This window comes from Sphingomonas sp. BK481, assembly GCF_014194875.1.
Lineage (GTDB): Bacteria > Pseudomonadota > Alphaproteobacteria > Sphingomonadales > Sphingomonadaceae > Sphingomonas > Sphingomonas aerolata.
The window spans coordinates 1-16,187 of record NZ_JACIAP010000017.1 but is presented as its reverse complement, the minus strand read 5'-3'; the positions used below and the strand labels follow the sequence as shown (position 1 = coordinate 16,187).

The following is a 16,187-nucleotide window of genomic DNA, read 5'->3' as shown; positions in this document are numbered from 1 at the left end:
TTTGCTACAGTGGATAAGCATTTCGCCAGCGCTTTGGAGAATCAGTAATGCGCGGGAGGTTCTATGTTTATGATAAGATCTAGAAGCTCACGGCGCACTTGATCAATTTCAAGTTGACCGGCCCCCACTGAGTGGTCCGTGATGATTGTTAGTGCATTGTCGCCTCCGTTGCCATTGGCGCCTGGAGGTGGAGCGAAGCGGAACCGGAAGGCGGCAATGGCGGCGAAGCTGCTTCTGGGGCTGGTGGTCGATAGCCCAAGCTGCTGTGGGGGCGGATCGTGTTGTAGTGCCGACGCCAGGCTTCGATCAGCACCTTTGCTTCGGTAAGGGTGTAGAAAATCTCGCCGTTGAGCAGTTCGTCGCGAAGCGACCCATTGAAGCTTTCGTTGTAGCCGTTCTCCCAGGGAGACGCTGGGGTTATGTAGAGTGTCTTCACGCCGACTTGTTCCAGCCATTTCTGGACTGCTGTCGCGATGAATTCGCTGCCATTATCCGACCGGATATTGGCAGGCGGACCACGTGCGATGAAAAGGTCGGCCAAAGCCGCTAGCACGTCTTCGTGTTTGAGCTGCCGCGCCACGATCAAGGCCAGGCATTCGCGACTGGCCTCATCGATGACCGTCAGGATGCGAAACTTGCGGCCATCATGGGTGCGGCCCTCGACGAAGTCGTATGCCCAGACGTGCCCTGGATACTCAGGTCGCAACCGGATGCACGAGCCGTCGTTCAGCCATAACCGGCCCCGCTTGGGTTGCTTTTGCGGCACCTTCAGTCCCTCGCGTCGCCAGATCCGTTCGACCCGCTTGCGGTTCACCACCCATCCTGCATCGCGCAGCAAAGCCGTAATCCGGCGATAGCCATAGCGACCGTATTGGCGCGCAAGCGCCACTATATCGTCGGTGAGCGCATCTTCATCATCAGCCCCACGCGGCACTTTACGCTGTGTCGATCGATGCTGGCCAAGCACCCGGCAGACCCGTCGTTCGGATACTGCCAACTCACCACGAACATGATCGATGCAGCGCCGTCGCCGCGCGGGGCTCAGAAGTTTCCCCTAGCGGCCTCCTGCAGGATCAACTTGTCGAGCGTCAGATCAGAGATCGCCCGCCTGAGCCTGAGATTCTCCTTCTCCAGGTCCTTCATCCGCCGGGCCTGGTCGGTCTTCAGACCGCCATACTCCTTGCGCCAGCGATAATAGGTTTGCTCGGTAACCGCGATCCGCCGACACGCATCCGCTGTCGTCCCGCCCTGCGCCAACACGATCTCAGCTTCCCGCAGCTTGCCGATGATCTCTTCCGGCTTGTGCCTCTTACCCATTTCCAAACTCCTTCATGATCCAAAATAACAGAGATTTTGGACCACTCAGAAGGGGGCAGATCAAAGTGCCCCATCGAGGTCCCCACGCTCGATCTTGGCATCGACTTCGCGCTGAGCGACGAACGCAGCATCCACCCCGTACTGACTAACCATAGTGTAGGCCGCAGAGTGTGCCACAGGGAAGTTCGATCGGTGGAAGGCATGCATGATGCACCTCATTGATAGTCATCATCAATGCGCGAGCGCTCGACAAATATTTTGCTAAGGCGATCCTTGGTACAATCATATGGTAAAGAAGGTGTTAATGGCCGCATTGGGCCAATTCGATTAAACGGAAAGCGCCTCGCATGTCCGTGTGAAGAAACATGGCGAGGCGCTAAATGGGTACGCTGTACTGAAGGCCAGAGCCTCAGTCGCTGGCGAAACGCTTGAGAGTTGATTATTCGTAAAGCATTCCGCCCGCTCGTGTGACACGATTAATGTCGCGAGCGCGATGCCAACCCATGACTCCGATCAGTCTGCAAGTGCAACGCTTGGAGAACACCTCTAAATCGACCACGCGGCTTATCGTCTCCAAAAAATCACCGTAGCCTGCCGAAGCCTTGCTTGCTCTCGGTTAGTCCGCATCTGCAGTCGATGGTCGCAGCCAAGCTGCAGGATCAATGGTCTCCTCAACAAATATCGGAATGGTTGAAACAGAGCACGGAAACGATGGAACGATGGAACGATGGAACGATGCAGGTGTCGCATGAGACGATCTATCTCCAGTTCCCGGCTCAGCGTCGTTTGTACGGCAGTGGAGGATCGGCGCTCCGACCCTCCCGAAGGCGATCCTAGATCAAAGCTCGGCCGTAGAAGCGTGCCACGCCTTGCCGGTAGCTGGCGGTGAATTCTGGCACCTCGCTTGGCTTGAACTTGGGAGCCGTCGCCAGCTGCTGCTTGGAGATGTTCAGAACGTAGCCGTCCTTGGCGACGTCGTAGTTCAGGTAGCTCCATGGCAACGGGAACAGCGCCTCGCCGAAGCCCATCGTGCCTCCAAACGACATCACCGCGTAGGCGACCCGGCCTGAGTATTTGTCGACCATAAAGCTATCGATCTTGCCGAGATGCTCGCCGTTACGGCCGACCACAGGCGTGCCCTCGACCTTTGCCGAGGAAATCAGACGGACGCTCTCGTCGGTTTGAAGCCGGAACTCGAACTCATCGCGGGTCTTGGCCTTGCTCCGTGTCAGGAACGCCGCCCCGGCAGCAACGCCGACTGCCGCTGCTCCCAGCCCGATCGTGCGCCAGCCCGGTCCTGAACCATTTTGTTGGCCGCGCCTTTCGAACGCGCTGCGCGGGTGACCACTGCTAGTGCCGACGCCGGCACCGCTCGACCGATCTTTCTCCTCTTCAAACAGTGAGGCGTTCGCACCGGTCGTGGACAGACGCACCTTGTCGCCCTCAACCGCAGCGACCAGACCGGCAGACAGATAGTGATGGTGACCCTGATGGCTGCCCTGTCCGCTGTCGTGCTTGGTGAGCTTGATGCGGTCACCCTCGACCTTGTCGACGGTACCGACGTGGACGCCATCCGCTCCGATGACTTCCATATGCTTCTTGATGCCGCCAAGGTCAGCCATGCTAGATTCCCGATATGATTGAAGCCGTTCAACGGCTCGAAGCCGGGATCGATGCATATGAGTGCAATCGGCGCGCAAAGCGGGACCCCATCGAAACCGAGTTAAACCGTTGCAGTTGCATAAAGGGGATGACAGTTCGGGGGTCCCCACCGGCGCCGATTGGAACCCCCGCAGCATCCGGCTTTCTACGCGCGTCGATGCACTTACGTCGCGCCAAGGGGATTGCGCTTCCGGCGCCGGTCTACAACTCTTCAGGAAGGCGGCCTGTCCGCTTTTGGGTGGCAGGTGGTGTAAACTGACGCTCGTTCAGGTGGCCGGCCTGGGGCCGCACCGCCAATTTGGTAGAAAGTCGCCATTCCGATCTCGGGCGGCGGTTAGCGGTAAGAATCTGTTCGTTCAGGTGTTGAGGCGGGGGCAGACATCTCATTACGCTGGGAAACGATCCCTGCTTGATTCCGATTCCGGACGGTAACGCTCGCGCTCTGCTTCTCCATTAATCAGCAGCGCGCGCGCAAAAGCCTGCAGCAAGAAGTTCCCTCGCTTCATTTGCGGGCATGGGCCTGCCGAACAGGTAGCCTTGCGCGTGGCTGCAGTTTCGCGTGCGCAAATAGGCCGCCTGCTGTGCGGTTTCCACGCCTTCGGCGACGACTGCAATGCCAAGCTGATTTGCCAGTCCCAGCACCGCGTTTACAATGGCCGCGTCGCCAGGCTCTGTCAGAAGGTCTGCGACAAAGCTGCGGTCAATCTTAATGACGTCGACGGGGTATTCTCGCAGGTGCTTGAGTGAGGCGTAGCCTGTGCCGAAATCGTCGAGTGCGACGGTGACCCCGGCATTATGGAAGGAGGCCAATGTGTTTCCGACGCTTTCTGCGCCGCGGCCGAGGAACACGGTTTCAGTCACCTCAAGCTCGAGCAGCTTCGCGGGTAGGCTGTGGCTATGGAGCTGACCCATGATGCGGTCGAATAGATCCTCGCGACGGAATTCGGCTGGCGACAGGTTCAGTGCCACGCGCGTCAGCGTTAGGCCGTCGTCGCGCCAGCGCGTAAGGTCAGCGCAGATCCGTTGCAGCATCCTCTCACCGAGGGACGTGGCCGCCGTGAGGTCTTCAAATGCCGCCGCGATCGTTTCCGGTCCTTGAATGCCCAGTGTTTCGTGCCGCCAACGTAGCAGCGCCTCGAAACCCGACAGAGCACCGTCACTAAGTCTGACCTTCGGCTGATAGAAGGGCACCGCGCGATCATCGCGCGCGATCATGCGGGCTACGGAGAGCATTGATGTACGGCGCTGCATGCTTGCACGCATCTCTGGGCGGAAGCGCGAGAGTTCGCCTCGCGCGCTCGCCTTACCGGCGTAGAGCGCGAGGTCAGCCGTCTTAAGCAGGTCACGCGCGCTCTGCCCATCCTGTGGGTAGGAGGCGATACCCGCCGTTGCTTGGCACTCAAGCGTGATCGAGTCGGCCAAAACCGGCTGGCGCAGCGTGTGAAGTGCGAATCGAATGCGATCCTCAGCCAGTCCGTTCGGCGAAGCTTCTACAATCGCCGCAAACTCATCCCCGCCCAGGCGCGCCACGACCACGTCGTCGCCCAAGGCTGTAACTAGTCGGTCAGCGACGGCGCGTAGCAGCATGTCTCCGGCGTCATGCCCGAACGTGTCGTTGATTTCTTTAAGATGGTCGACGTCGAACAATGCGAGCGTGAGCCCCGCTGCTTCCGACCGATCCGCTCGTTCGATCGCGTCCTGAAGCAATTGGTTGAAGGCGGCGCGGTTGATGAGCTTGGTCAGATGGTCGTGTTCAGCCGCCCAGCGGACGCGCTGCTCTGCCGTAAGCTGCTCGGTGACATCTCGTACGGTAACCAGGATGCGTTCTATTCGCCCGTTTGCCGCTTTAACCCGCCAGCCACTCGTCTGCATCCAGCGCAGTACACCATCGTTGGCGCGATGGATGCGGACCGTCAACTCGAAGCGAGGGTGAGTGTCGCCGTAGCTGATTGAGTCGACAACCTTTTGCAATATCGGCCGATCCTCGGGAACGACCAACGCCAGTGCGGTGGCAGGCTCTGCCGGCACATCTGCAGCCAGGCCGAGCATTGCGCGGAACACATCCGACCAGAGGCGACGGCCGAGCAGCGCGTCATAGTCCCAGATCCCGACGCCCGCGGCCTCTGCGGCTAAACGGAAACGCTCTTCGCTCGCAAGCAAGGCACTCTGAGCCCGCTTTCGATCGTCGATGTCCTCCAACGTTCCGAACCAGGCAAGCACCTCCCCGTCGTGATTAAAGTGTGGTGACGCACAGGAGCGGAACCAGCGATAGCCGCTGGATGTCTGCAGGCGATAGTCAACGTCTATCGACGATGCCGTTTCAAGCGCCAAGCGCCATGCGCACAGGGTTCGCTCCACGTCGTCTGGGTAGATTGCGTCAAGCCAACCGTTATCTAATGCCTTGTTGACATCGATGCCGGTGACCTCCGCCCATCGTGCGCTAACAGTGCGGATGGCGCCGCTCGCGTCTGCGCTCCAGCTGATGTGCCGTGCCATCTCAACGCTGGTGCGGTAGTGATCAGCTTCCTGCCGTACGGCGGCAAGAGCATCTAGCAAAGACCAAGAGGTGCCGTGCGGCTTCCAGGCAACATCGTGCTTCATGCTGGCCGCTGCATCCAGGTAGCTCTTAGCCTGTCCATCCTCGCCTAATCCGTCGAAAACGCCATCATAAATTGCTTGATTAGCATATGCACAGCAACGCTTTATGTTTGGTTAGCGCCAGCCGGCCCCTGTACATTATGGGAACACAGATTCTGGTAGGCCAACCATTCGAGTTTATCGTAAACATACCGTTTTCCGATAGAGGCGTGGGGGCGGTCGGCACTCAAGCGACCGGGCCGCTTCGTCCGATTGTGTTAAAAGTAAGGGCGGCCTCGACCAGACGCGTAGCGAAAACAGAATCAGGCGTGCGCGGCCTCAGACAGGTGCCATCTGCGGTGGCATCGAGATCAACTTGGCGAACGGATGCTTCCCGGGTCGCACTGAAGGTATATTATCGGTTATGGCCTTAATAAATCATCGTGAGAGGCGATCCAGCAAGTCTTGGCCTGACCCCGAAGCCGTGGTCGCAGGTAAGATTCCCATTCTAGTTTCGCAACGACAAGATGTCCTCGAATAGAGCACCGTTACGCTCATATGCTACGAAAACGTCATCGAGATTTTTCGTGTCCATGTCGAGCCGGGCGAACTTCACTTCGTCAAGTCTCATGCCATCGATGATTGTAATCACGTCACCGACTTGCAATGCTGAGCCTCGGAGAACGCTTGGATCAGCTGGATCGAGCAAATAGCCGTCGAGCTGCCCGCGGCTATAATGAGGCTTGAGATTGAACCGCTGGGTGAACGGCGTGCGGTTCGCTTTGATCTCTCCACTTGATTGTGGTTGCGGTGACGCTTCCACCTGCACCGGGGTAACGGTTGGCGCACCTGTCGATACAATTTGGACTTTATCAGCGTCTTTCGAAGCCGGTTTCCGCACACAGTACGCGACAAGGCCAGCGATCAGTAAAGCAACGGTTACCACCATCGCCTTTACCATTGTTCCGCGCCTACCATGCGCCCGAGCAGCCGTCATCATTCACCCTGCAGTTCTAGACCTTTTGACGGTACATGTCTGAGGCGTACAATCGTACGCCTCAGACATCGCTCTTACTTCGACAAAGACCGCGCGGCGTTCACTCTGCCGTTACCGTAATACGGGTCATGCGCAGATACTCCCAGGTCATCCGCTCCCGCGTTGAGATAAGCGCGTAGCTTAGCAGGATGCATTTTGCCGTATTTGCTGACGATGAGCGCAGCGACCCCCGAGACGTGTGGGGTCGCCATGCTAGTACCGATGCTCCAGTAGTACGAGTTGGCAGCGCCGGTGCTGAAGACGAAGTCAAAAATGTAACATGGCCTGGTTACACCGGCGACCGTGCAATCACCCGTAACGGACGGCGTGTAATCGCCGCCGGGGCCGGCAAGATTGATCACCGAGCGACCATAATTGGTGTAGCTGGCCGGGTTGTCCAGAAAGACGTTCTGGTTCTTGCCCCAGCCCCGCGGTGCGGTCGCAGAAATGGAGATCGCCTGCGGCGAGTCCGACGGCAAATGGATCAGATTAGCTGGCGTACCTGTAGTTTTCGGGCTGTCAGCGCTCTGGCCGTCGTTACCCGCCGATACAATCACCAAAGCCCCCTTCTTATAGGCGTAACTTACCGCACGATCGATCAGCTGTCGGAGGGTCGATGCCCCTTCCTCGGACTTCTGAAGCGATCCGCCGAGGCTCATGCTGATGACGTCGACGCTGCGGTCGGCGGCATAGACGATCCCCGCCGCGACGTCCTCGAACGAACCGCTACCGCTGTTAAAAAGGACCTTCACCAGGCAAAGCGTCGCCTTCGGCGCGACGCCGATGGTACCGACGCCGTTGCGCGCGGCGCCGATCGTACCGGCCGTGTGCATGCCATGCGCGAAGATCCCCGTGTCGTCATCCGAGTTCGGGCCGTAGGCAATGCCCTCGCCGGTCATATCGGCAGTGCAACTTGGGTCGTACCTACCGGCGATGTCCGGATGGTTTAGCTGAAAGCCGCCGTCGAGCACTGCGACGCGAGCGCCGTGCCCCTCGTAGCCCATCTTCCACGCGTCCACGGCCTTGATAGCGGTGTGGCCCCATTGCAGGTTAAACCGCGGATCGATGCCAGCCGGATTATTGGGCGGATTTACAACGTCGGCGTCGCGGAACACCGCTCGCTCGCCTTTCGGTATCCACTTGATCTTCCGATCAGCGGCAACAGCTGCGACACCTGCTTTGCCTCCAACGGCAGCAAGGAAGCCAGATCCGCCTTCGGCCACGACGACGTCGATGCTCGCGAGCCGCTTCTTGATCCGGCCGCCTGCAGCAGTGACGGCGGCATCCAGGTTCGCTCCCGGGGTCCCCAGCACCACAAAGGTCTCCGCAGAGGCTGCTAAAGGAAACGTCACTAGCGACGTTGCAAACGCGATTTTGAGCACGCTTTTCATCTCTTGTCCTCCCGTACGCCGGAGCACGAAATACCTGTGTCCCGTTCTTCAGGCGCCTCGACGAGGCTAAACGAGATCTTTAGGAGAGCAAGGTCCCTTTCACCTCGAATTTCCCTATTTTTGAAATTGTTAAGTTGGAGCATGTCATCGCGGCCAAGGCTAATGGATCGGTCGCTTTTCATCTCATTAATGCCAGTTTTGACATCTGTACGCCCCCGCATTTAATCTCATCAAGCGCACGGCCGGGCCACGATTGCGCAAGCGTTCAATAGCGTTAGTCGCTTTCATTCCACTCGAAGCGTTGATGAGCCTGACGAAGCGACGTCGGGGTTGTGCCAGGATCGTCGAGCGTCCGCTATCGCATTCATGTCGTTCGGTTGGGCGAGCGCTCGAGGCTATTCCGAGAAGAACAGAGCAACTTGCAAAGGCAGCAGGGGTCGCGCGGTAGGTGAGGCGACGACTCTTCGGCACCTGAACTGCGTTGAGCCGACTTTGTAGGTCCTTTGGCCCATGCTCACGTGAAGTGCGCATATTGAGCGCAGACGTCTTCAGTAATGCGTCATTCTTACGCTGCGTGCCCCACGGCTAGAATGGTACAATCACTTACATTTTTGGTAGCGCTCGCGTCACTATTTATTCAATTTGGGATTTGGTTGATTAATGCAGTCGCATATGGCCGCGGTTGTTTTTTAAAATGGCGATCCTAAATGACGGCGACATATTTGGAGTGAATGATGTTTGACGAAACTATTAAGCTAGACGCTGTCGAGCTTGCAACCGAGCTGACGATCGCATGGTTGTCGAACCCAAACACACGAACATCAGCAGATGACGTTCCAGCGTTTCTCGCCCAGATGCACTCCAGCGTTCAATCTCTAATCGGCGGTGCCAACGACGCGAACGCCCCTGTCGCTGATACCGAGCAATATACCCCTGCAGTGTCGGCGCGTAAGTCGATGGCCAACCCCGACTTCATCATCAGCATGATCGATGGCAAGCCATACAAGACACTCCGCCGGCATCTCAGCAAGCACGGCATGACGCCAGAAGAGTACCGCGAGCGTTACAATCTGAAGGCTGATTATCCGATGGTTGCAACTACCTATTCGGAAGCGCGCCGTGCGATGGCTCATCGGATTGGCTTGGGTAGCAGCCGCAGCGGCAATGGCACGGCATCGAAGGCTCCGGCAAAGTCCAAAAAGCCAAAAGTTGAAACTGCGGAGTAAGTAAAAGCTGGCTTCCCATCGGGGGCCAGCCTTTGGGCGGCAGGGGAAGGGCTGCTTCTGCCGCTCGTCCGTCCGGTCCGGCTTCTCACAGTGGCGAGAAGCCGGTGTAGGTCACACCTCGACGCCGTCTGACAAGGTCAAGCATCTTCGACATCGACGCCAAGGTAGCGGACGGTATTCTCAATCTTGGCGTGGCCGAGCACGATCTGCACCGCGCGAAGATTGCCCGACGCCTTGTAGATTATGGAAGCCTTGGTCCGCCGAAGCGAGTGCGTCCCACACTCTTCGCGGCGCAGCCCTATGCCGTTCACCCATTCGGTTACCAGCCGGGCGTACTGGCGCGTGCTGAGCGGGCGGGCAAGATCAGTTCGGGTAGGACGCATAGTCAGCAGCGAACCACCTCACCTCTCTAGCGATGCCAGCAAGCTTGCTCGGGCGTCCGCCAATAACTTGAACTGCACCGGCCTACCTGTCTTGGCCTGGACGACGATCGCCCACTTGCAGACATTCAAGGCGCATGTGAAGTTAGCGTGGATGGAGGGTGTCTGTGACAGTATCGACCGGTTCTCGAGCAGCTAATTTCGGACGCTGGCGTCCGGCGCGGTGGGCTCTCCTTGGAGCCTTACTCCTTCTTCCGGCCATCGCGATGTTGTTCACTGACGAGGTGCGTTGGACAGGCGCCGATTTCATTGCGGCGACCGCCATTTTCGTCGTTGTCGGCTGTGCGATTAAGCTAATTGTTCGGTTCGTTGACCAGTCGGTGTTACGGACGGCTCTCGTTTGTGGAGTCATATTAGCTGCGTTGGCGATCTGGGCCGATGGTGCAGTCGGCATCCTATAGCTCGTGTATTGGGACGGCGACATTCCGGCCGTTCCGCTTCCGTCCAAACTCCGTCGTCCTGGCGCGAAATACAACTGTCCGAAAACAGCCGCTCATTCAGCCACCCAGCGGTCGCCTTCTTGGCGTATTCCAGTCGGATGCATATAAATAAGCAGGGTCAAAATCGCCTAGCTTGACCAGGGCTTTCCTATCGTGAATTTCCACTTGCCGGTTCCGGAACGTCAGAAGGCCTCGTTCACGCAGAGAACGCAGTACGCGGTTTGTGTGAACGACGGTTAGACTCAAGGCTGCGCCTAAATCGGATTGTGTCAGTGGAAGCGCAAACGAAACATCCTGAGCTAGGCCAACCATCTCTAGTCGTGCATGAAGCTCGCAAAAGAGATGCGCAGCGCGTGCCTCGGCTTCAAGGCGACCAAGACGAAAGATCCACGCACGCTGAATTGCTGCGTCCAGCAAGCTGCTAAGCCAAAATGATTCAGCTAAACGTGGGCAACGCTTGCTCAAGTTTGCTAACGCATTATGACTGTAGGCAGAAACCTTGGCTGCTCCAATCGCTACTACGTCGTTATCAAGGCGTTTGAGTTTGAGTCCATCAAGGTCAACAAAATCGCCTGGTATATACAGGCTGATCATCTGCCGCCGCCCTCGGTGATCGTCTGCGAAGCGGCAGACAAAACCTTCGACCACCAGCATGCTCGAACAAACGGGCTCCCCCCGCCTAACCAGTGTTTTCCGGGCCTTAACCACCCGGACGCAGCTACTGCTGTCCTCAAGCAAAGTTTGCTCTTCGAGAGTGAAGCGCTCTCGGCCACGCCCCGTCAGAAACTTATTAGAATTCATTTTCACCCCAGGCAGCGATGTGAGTCCGATGACCTGTACCGTACGAGGAAAAAGCTTAAGGCATAAATTTGAAGTCAAGCATGGTTGTGATCGCCGTCCATGTTCCGATCGCTGACAGTCCGTTTTCCTCAAATTGTTACCGTTCAGCGGCCGTATGTGCGGAAAACCCGGTCGTAATCACGACTGTGCGACAAACAGGTCAGACCGTCCGAGAACTCCGGGATGGCCATGCCGTTAGGCGCGCGCTGCCCTGGAGGGCGCTCGAGGCAGAATTTCTGGATTGGATCGCTCGTCGGCGGGCCAAATCCCTCACATTGGGCATCGTCAGCGCGATATTCTCTTGAGAAATGGATGTCCGGCCTTTTCAGGCCTGCACGGCGCGGAGCAGGGCGGGAATGCCGAGGATGTTGATGGCTCGCCGCAGGTTGTAGGCGAGCGCCGTCAGGCTAAACTCGGCGTTGACGTTGGCGAGCCCGCGCATGAGGAACGCACCCTGGTTCATCCACTGTTTGATTGATCCAAACGGGTGCTCGACCGTCTCGCGTCGCTTGTCGAGAATATCGGGCCTCGCGACAAGTCGTTCGGCCATGCGTTCAAGCACAGCCTCGTTTTCCCAGCGATCAATAGTTCGCCGGGAGCCCGAAGTGCATTGCGGCTTTAGGGAGCAGGTTTGGCAGGCCCGCATATTGGTATAGCGGATGGCGATATGTTCGTCCTTGCGGGTGCGGGTATAAGGATCAAGGCGATCACCACTCGGGCAGACGTAACAGTCGGCCTCCGGGTCGTAGCGAAACTCGGTTCTGTTGAAATAGCCGCTTGCAACCGCCGAGCCGCGCTGCGGCCGCGCGACATAGGGCACGACGCCGATATCCTCGCAGGCAGCGATGTCCTCGCCCTTGTAGTAGCCCTTGTCAGCGACTGCATCGATACGTTCGACGCCCAGCACCTCACGCGCGGCACCGGCTGTCTGGGCCAGGAATCCAAGGTCGCTGCCCGAATTGGTGACGTTCTGCTCGACGATCAGCTTGTATCGGGCATCGACCGCGACCTGTGCGTTGTAGCCCACCCCGACCTTGGGGTGCATCGCCATCCCCCGGGCATCAGGGTCGGTAAGTGACAGCTGGCTCTCACCGCTGGCGACAAGTTCGGTGAGCATCGCCTGGTGCAGCTCACGCCGTGTTCGCACCCGCGCGAGCTTCGCCTCGAGCGTGGCCGCACGGCGCGCCGCGCCTTGCGCCTCGATTTCCGCGCGGTCGGCCCGATCAAGCCGTCCCAAATACTCTTCGATCCGCTCGTCGGCCAGCTTGATCCATCCGGCCAGCTTTTGCTGCGTGAAGTTGCGCTTGCGGCTGTTCACCGCCTTGAGGCGCGTGCCGTCCACGGCAACCAGTTCCCGCCCGAACAGATCGAGCTTGCGGCACAGCAGCACGAAGGCGCGAAACAGCGGCTTGAATGCTGGCCGGTTCACGCGCCGAAAATCCGCGATCGTGCGAAAGTCGGGACGCAGGCCGCCCAGCAGCCAGATCACTTCGAGATTGCGCCCGGCTTCCGCCGCCAGGCATCGGCTTGAGCGGACCCTATTGAGATAGCCATAGAGGTAAAGCTTCAGCAGATCCGCGGGATCGTAGCCGGGTCGGCCCGTCGCCTTTGGCCGAAAGCGGTCAAAGCCAAGTTCCCCCAGATCCAGATCGTCGACGAAGGCCGCGATGAAACGCACCGCGTTGTCTGCCGCCACATAGTCATCGACCGAGGCTGGCAGCAGCAGCATTTGATCGCGCGATTGACATTCGATGTAGCCCATGCCCGATCATACCGGATACGAAACCTGACGGGAATCCATCACGCAGTTTTCGGACAGTCTGAGGTGATTTCGGACGGCAGCCTCTCGATCGTCGCAAAACGCCGTCGCCAACCCCCACTGGCGTTTATCGTGTGATTTTTGTCGCCTAAAGAGCGTACTTGTCATTCCCATAGCTTCGTCGAGATGACGCCAGTTTGGCACAACGTTTTGAAACGGTTCGTTGCCAGGCCGGGTTTGTTTTTAGGAAGGTGATGCCAACCTACGATGCCAAAGGGCAGCCATATACCCGTCGCCTGTAAGGCGGTGGTAGCGGTCGCTTCCGTCGTCCCTTATACCCTGAGATTTTTAGGCATTTGAACGGCGAAGGAAATCGCTGCAGAGATAGAGCGGAGTGATACGTGAGGGACTACCAAGAAGACGCACGGATCACGAACGAGCTGACGCGAGAAGACAACGGTCCAGACCCATTTTCATCTGCGGTCAGAGCAACTCGTATGCCCATGCTGATTACGGATCCGAGCAAGCCGGATAATCCCATCGTCTTCGTCAATGGCGCGTTTTCTAAGCTTACCGGTTTTGATCACGACGAAATATTGGGTCGTAACTGCCGGTTTCTGCAGGGGCCCCTCACGGATCGAGGTGAGGTCGACAGACTCCGCGAAGCGATTCTGACGCGCGTTCCTATCGAGCTTGAACTGCTGAATTATCGTAAGGACGGCACGACGTTCTGGAACCGGCTTCTCGTCTCACCGGTTTTCAATGACGATGGCGATCTGACATACTATTTCGCATCTCAGTTCGATGTCACGCTTCAACGCGAGCGGCTGACAAGGTTGGAGCGCGATCGGACTGATTTGGAGTCCGCCGTTGCCCGCCGCGAGGCTGAACTTATCGAAAGTGAAGAGCGTCTGCGCTTTGCGTTAAAAGCCGGTCGCATGGGTTCGTGGAGCATCGACCTCCAGACGTTGCAGATGATTGCCTCGGATGGCTCCAAGGAAACTTACGGGCGCCCAATTTCCGACCCGTTTACGTATGAAGATGCGATGGCGGCCGTCCACCCGGACGATCGCGTCAGACGCGACGAAGCGATGCAAGAGGCGATCGCTGACGGTAGCCTACTCGACGTCGAGTATCGCCTGCACACGCCTACTGGTGAAGAACGATGGGTGCAGATTCGTGGTCAGGCAAGTTACCGCGCCGACGGTACGCCGTTGGCTTTGATCGGCGTCTTGCAGGAAATCACCGAGCGGAAGCGAGCTGAAGAACATCGCACGTTGCTCGCCAACGAGTTGAGCCACCGGGTGAAGAACAGCCTGGCGATGGTGCAAGCCATCGTCGGGCAGACCCTGCGCAAGGCGACTTCGCTGGAGGAGGCAGGGGCGACGCTGGAAGCTCGCATTCAGGCCATGGCTGCCGCCAACGACCTGTTGGTCAACGAGCGATGGGAAAGCGCGTCATTGCGCAAGCTCCTCCAACGAACGCTCGCGCCATTCGGCATCGATGACGGAACGCATTTCGAACTCAATGGGCCTGACCTCAAGCTGCCCCCAGCTGTAGCGGTCGCTCTTGCTCTTGGGCTTCATGAAATGGCGACAAACGCAGCCAAATATGGGGCCCTTTCCCAAGAAGGCGGCGTTGTTCGTCTGTCATGGGAGATCGTCAATGGCTCGCGTCCATATCGCTTGCATTTCACCTGGACGGAAGTGGGTGGCCCGCCTGTGAACGCGCCAACGCGTACCGGTTTCGGCACGAAGTTGATCCAGCGCGTTCTTGCAAGTGAGATCGGCGGGAAAGCGGAGATCGATTACCACCCGAACGGTGTGATCTTTAAAGTCGTAGCGCCTCTACCCGAGACAAACGACGAGCTGGCCTGAGGCTTGCCGCGACATAGTCAAAGAGACCGATACGAATGCGAATGACAGATACAGGCATGAGCGGAATTGACGGCCCGGCCCCCTCTGAGGCCCGGCTTAGCGAGCTACGTCTCAAGGCTTTGATCGAGGCCAGTCCCGAGGTCGTTTACCGGATGAGCGCCGACTGGGGCGAGATGAAAGAGTTGGCGGGGGGCGGGTTCCTGCCGGACACGAATGACTCAAGCCGCGCCTGGTTGATGGACTACATCCCCGATCAAGATCAGGCGGTTGTATCAGCGGCTATCGACAAGGCGATCCAAACGAAGACGCTATTCAGTCTCGAACACCGGGTTCGTCGGGTGGACGGCGGGATAGGCTGGACGCTGTCTCGCGCAGTACCAATCCTCGACGATGATGGCGAGATTTTGGAATGGGCGGGTGCTGCGAGTGATGTGACAGCCCGCCGTGAGGCTGAGCAGCAGCTACGCGATACGCCAGCCTCGAGGATCGGATCAAGGAGCGTTCCGCTTCGCTCCACCTGTACCGCAACATCGTGGAATCGAACGCATCGCCCGTTGTAGCGTTTGATCACGATCTGCGCGTTATCGCCTTCAATCGAGCCCACGGCCAAGATTGGTTGCGCGTCTTTGGAAAAGAGGCGCAAATCGGCGACGTCATGCCCGACCTGGTTCCGGCGGACCAAGCGCAATCGCTTCGAAAGTTTATGCGCCGGGCGCTTGAGGGCGAAAGCTTTGTCATAAAGGCAGCATTTGGTGATCCGGCACGATGCCAGCCCACCTGGAGCGTCACATACAATCCGCTGTGCGACGAAAGCGGCGCGATCGTGGGTGCCTTCCACCATGCTGTTGATATTTCGTCGCAAGTTCGAGCTGAGACTGAGTTGGCGGAAACGCAGGAGGTTTTGCGCCAATGTCAGAAGATGGAAGCCGTCGGTCAGCTGACGGGCGGCATTGCCCATGACTTCAACAACCTCCTGACGGTCATTCGCGGATCAGTGGATTTGCTCCGACGCGACAGTCTGACGCCGGAGCGGCGTGGCCGGTACATCGATGCAATCGGGGATACCGCCGAGCGGGCTGCAAAGCTGACTAGTCAGTTGCTTTCGTTCGCTCGTCGGCAGGCCTTGAGGCAGGTCACCACCGAGCTCGATAATCTGTATCAGAACCTGCTGGCAGGCCTCGCCACTCCGGCACTGCGGGCGATGATCGCCGAGCGCGAGGCCGAGAAGGTGCTACTGGAGACGCGCGCAGGCGCCGTAGCCGATAGCAAGCCTACCGCGATCCTCTTGCCGCATCCGGTACTCGTCGAGCAGTTTCGGAGGAAGGTCGCCTCGCTCCGTCAATCACTGGACGACGCGTCGATCCGGACCGAGGCAGCGGCGGTGCTTTCGACGCTCATCGAGAGCGTGACGATCTTTCCCGACGAGCCGGGCGGTCCGGAGGCGGAGGTGGTAGCAAAGGTTTCGGATTTGCTCACATGGGCGACAAACGACAACGCCGCCCGTGAGGGCGGCGGTTGTGGTTCTATGTCGGTGGTTGCGGGGACAGGATTTGAACCTGTGACCTTCAGGTTATGAGCCTGACGAGCTACCGGGCTGCTCCACCCCGCGACGGTCCGGTTAG

Annotated in this window: 11 protein-coding genes, 1 tRNA gene and 2 pseudogenes; 4 read left to right on the top strand and 10 right to left on the bottom strand. The window is 58.4% G+C overall.

The annotated features are described in order from the left end of the window. Positions 1-148 precede the first annotated feature (148 nt). The 6 genes and pseudogenes from FHY04_RS20065 to FHY04_RS20040 form a co-directional block, all read right to left on the bottom strand. Positions 149-1,317 (bottom strand): IS3 family transposase gene (locus FHY04_RS20065; RefSeq protein ID WP_183937620.1). Its coding sequence is split into 2 segments (ribosomal slippage): positions 149-1,056 and positions 1,056-1,317, totalling 1,170 coding nucleotides; the frame shifts between segments, so codons are not numbered across the junction. Positions 1,318-2,150: 833 nt separating this feature from the next. Beyond that, positions 2,151-2,717 (bottom strand): PRC-barrel domain-containing protein, encoded by a 567-nt coding sequence (locus FHY04_RS23090; protein WP_409349184.1) that lies wholly within the window; start codon positions 2,715-2,717, stop codon positions 2,151-2,153. Further along, positions 2,700-2,939 (bottom strand): annotated as a pseudogene (locus FHY04_RS20055) (DUF2171 domain-containing protein); the annotation flags it as partial. The pseudogene FHY04_RS20055 and the gene FHY04_RS23090, both read right to left, overlap by 18 nt. A 493-nt stretch (positions 2,940-3,432) precedes the next feature. Further along, entirely contained in the window at positions 3,433-5,580 is a 2,148-nt protein-coding gene (locus FHY04_RS20050) for a bifunctional diguanylate cyclase/phosphodiesterase (protein WP_183937618.1), read from the bottom strand. Between the two features lie 484 nt (positions 5,581-6,064). Further along, entirely contained in the window at positions 6,065-6,517 is a 453-nt protein-coding gene (locus tag FHY04_RS20045; protein WP_183937616.1) for a hypothetical protein, read from the bottom strand. 110 nt (positions 6,518-6,627) lie between these two features. Beyond that, the gene (locus tag FHY04_RS20040) at positions 6,628-7,983 is read right to left on the bottom strand and encodes a S8 family serine peptidase (RefSeq protein ID WP_183937614.1); all 1,356 of its coding nucleotides are present in this window, start codon (positions 7,981-7,983) and stop codon (positions 6,628-6,630) included. Between the two features lie 734 nt (positions 7,984-8,717). On the opposite strand from FHY04_RS20040, the gene FHY04_RS20035 reads away from it, so the two are divergent. Then, positions 8,718-9,209 (top strand): MucR family transcriptional regulator, encoded by a 492-nt coding sequence (locus tag FHY04_RS20035; RefSeq protein ID WP_183937612.1) that lies wholly within the window; start codon positions 8,718-8,720, stop codon positions 9,207-9,209. Positions 9,210-9,346: 137 nt separating this feature from the next. Here FHY04_RS20035 and FHY04_RS20030 read toward each other — a convergent pair. The 3 genes and pseudogenes from FHY04_RS20030 to FHY04_RS20020 form a co-directional block, all read right to left on the bottom strand. Continuing rightward, positions 9,347-9,703: pseudogene (locus FHY04_RS20030) on the bottom strand (tyrosine-type recombinase/integrase); the annotation flags it as partial. A 443-nt stretch (positions 9,704-10,146) separates the two neighbouring features. Beyond that, on the bottom strand, positions 10,147-10,890 hold the full coding sequence (locus FHY04_RS20025) for a Crp/Fnr family transcriptional regulator (protein WP_183937688.1): 744 nt from the start codon (positions 10,888-10,890) through the stop codon (positions 10,147-10,149). 364 nt (positions 10,891-11,254) lie between these two features. After that, a complete protein-coding gene (locus tag FHY04_RS20020) occupies positions 11,255-12,691 on the bottom strand; it encodes an IS1182 family transposase (RefSeq protein ID WP_183937610.1) in 1,437 nt (478 codons plus the stop codon). A gap of 398 nt (positions 12,692-13,089) precedes the next feature. Here FHY04_RS20020 and FHY04_RS20015 point away from each other — a divergent pair, with 398 nt between their 5' ends. Genes FHY04_RS20015 through FHY04_RS20005 form a run of 3 tightly spaced genes read left to right on the top strand, consistent with a single transcriptional unit; the run spans position 13,090 to position 16,141 of the window. Then, positions 13,090-14,565, top strand: a complete 1,476-nt coding sequence (locus tag FHY04_RS20015) for an HWE histidine kinase domain-containing protein (protein WP_183937608.1) — start codon at positions 13,090-13,092, stop codon at positions 14,563-14,565. A gap of 56 nt (positions 14,566-14,621) precedes the next feature. Continuing rightward, positions 14,622-15,125 carry a PAS domain-containing protein gene (locus FHY04_RS20010; protein WP_260171674.1) on the top strand — a complete coding sequence of 168 codons (504 nt, stop codon included), beginning with the start codon at positions 14,622-14,624 and terminating at the stop codon, positions 15,123-15,125. After that, complete coding sequence (locus tag FHY04_RS20005; RefSeq protein WP_409349183.1) at positions 15,098-16,141, top strand: PAS domain-containing protein; 1,044 nt, start codon at positions 15,098-15,100, stop codon at positions 16,139-16,141. Before FHY04_RS20010 ends, FHY04_RS20005 begins: the two co-directional genes overlap by 28 nt. Here the strand turns inward: FHY04_RS20005 and FHY04_RS20000 are convergent. Further along, positions 16,098-16,174 (bottom strand) — tRNA-Met (locus FHY04_RS20000). The genes FHY04_RS20005 and FHY04_RS20000 overlap by 44 nt on opposite strands. Positions 16,175-16,187: the final 13 nt, after the last annotated feature.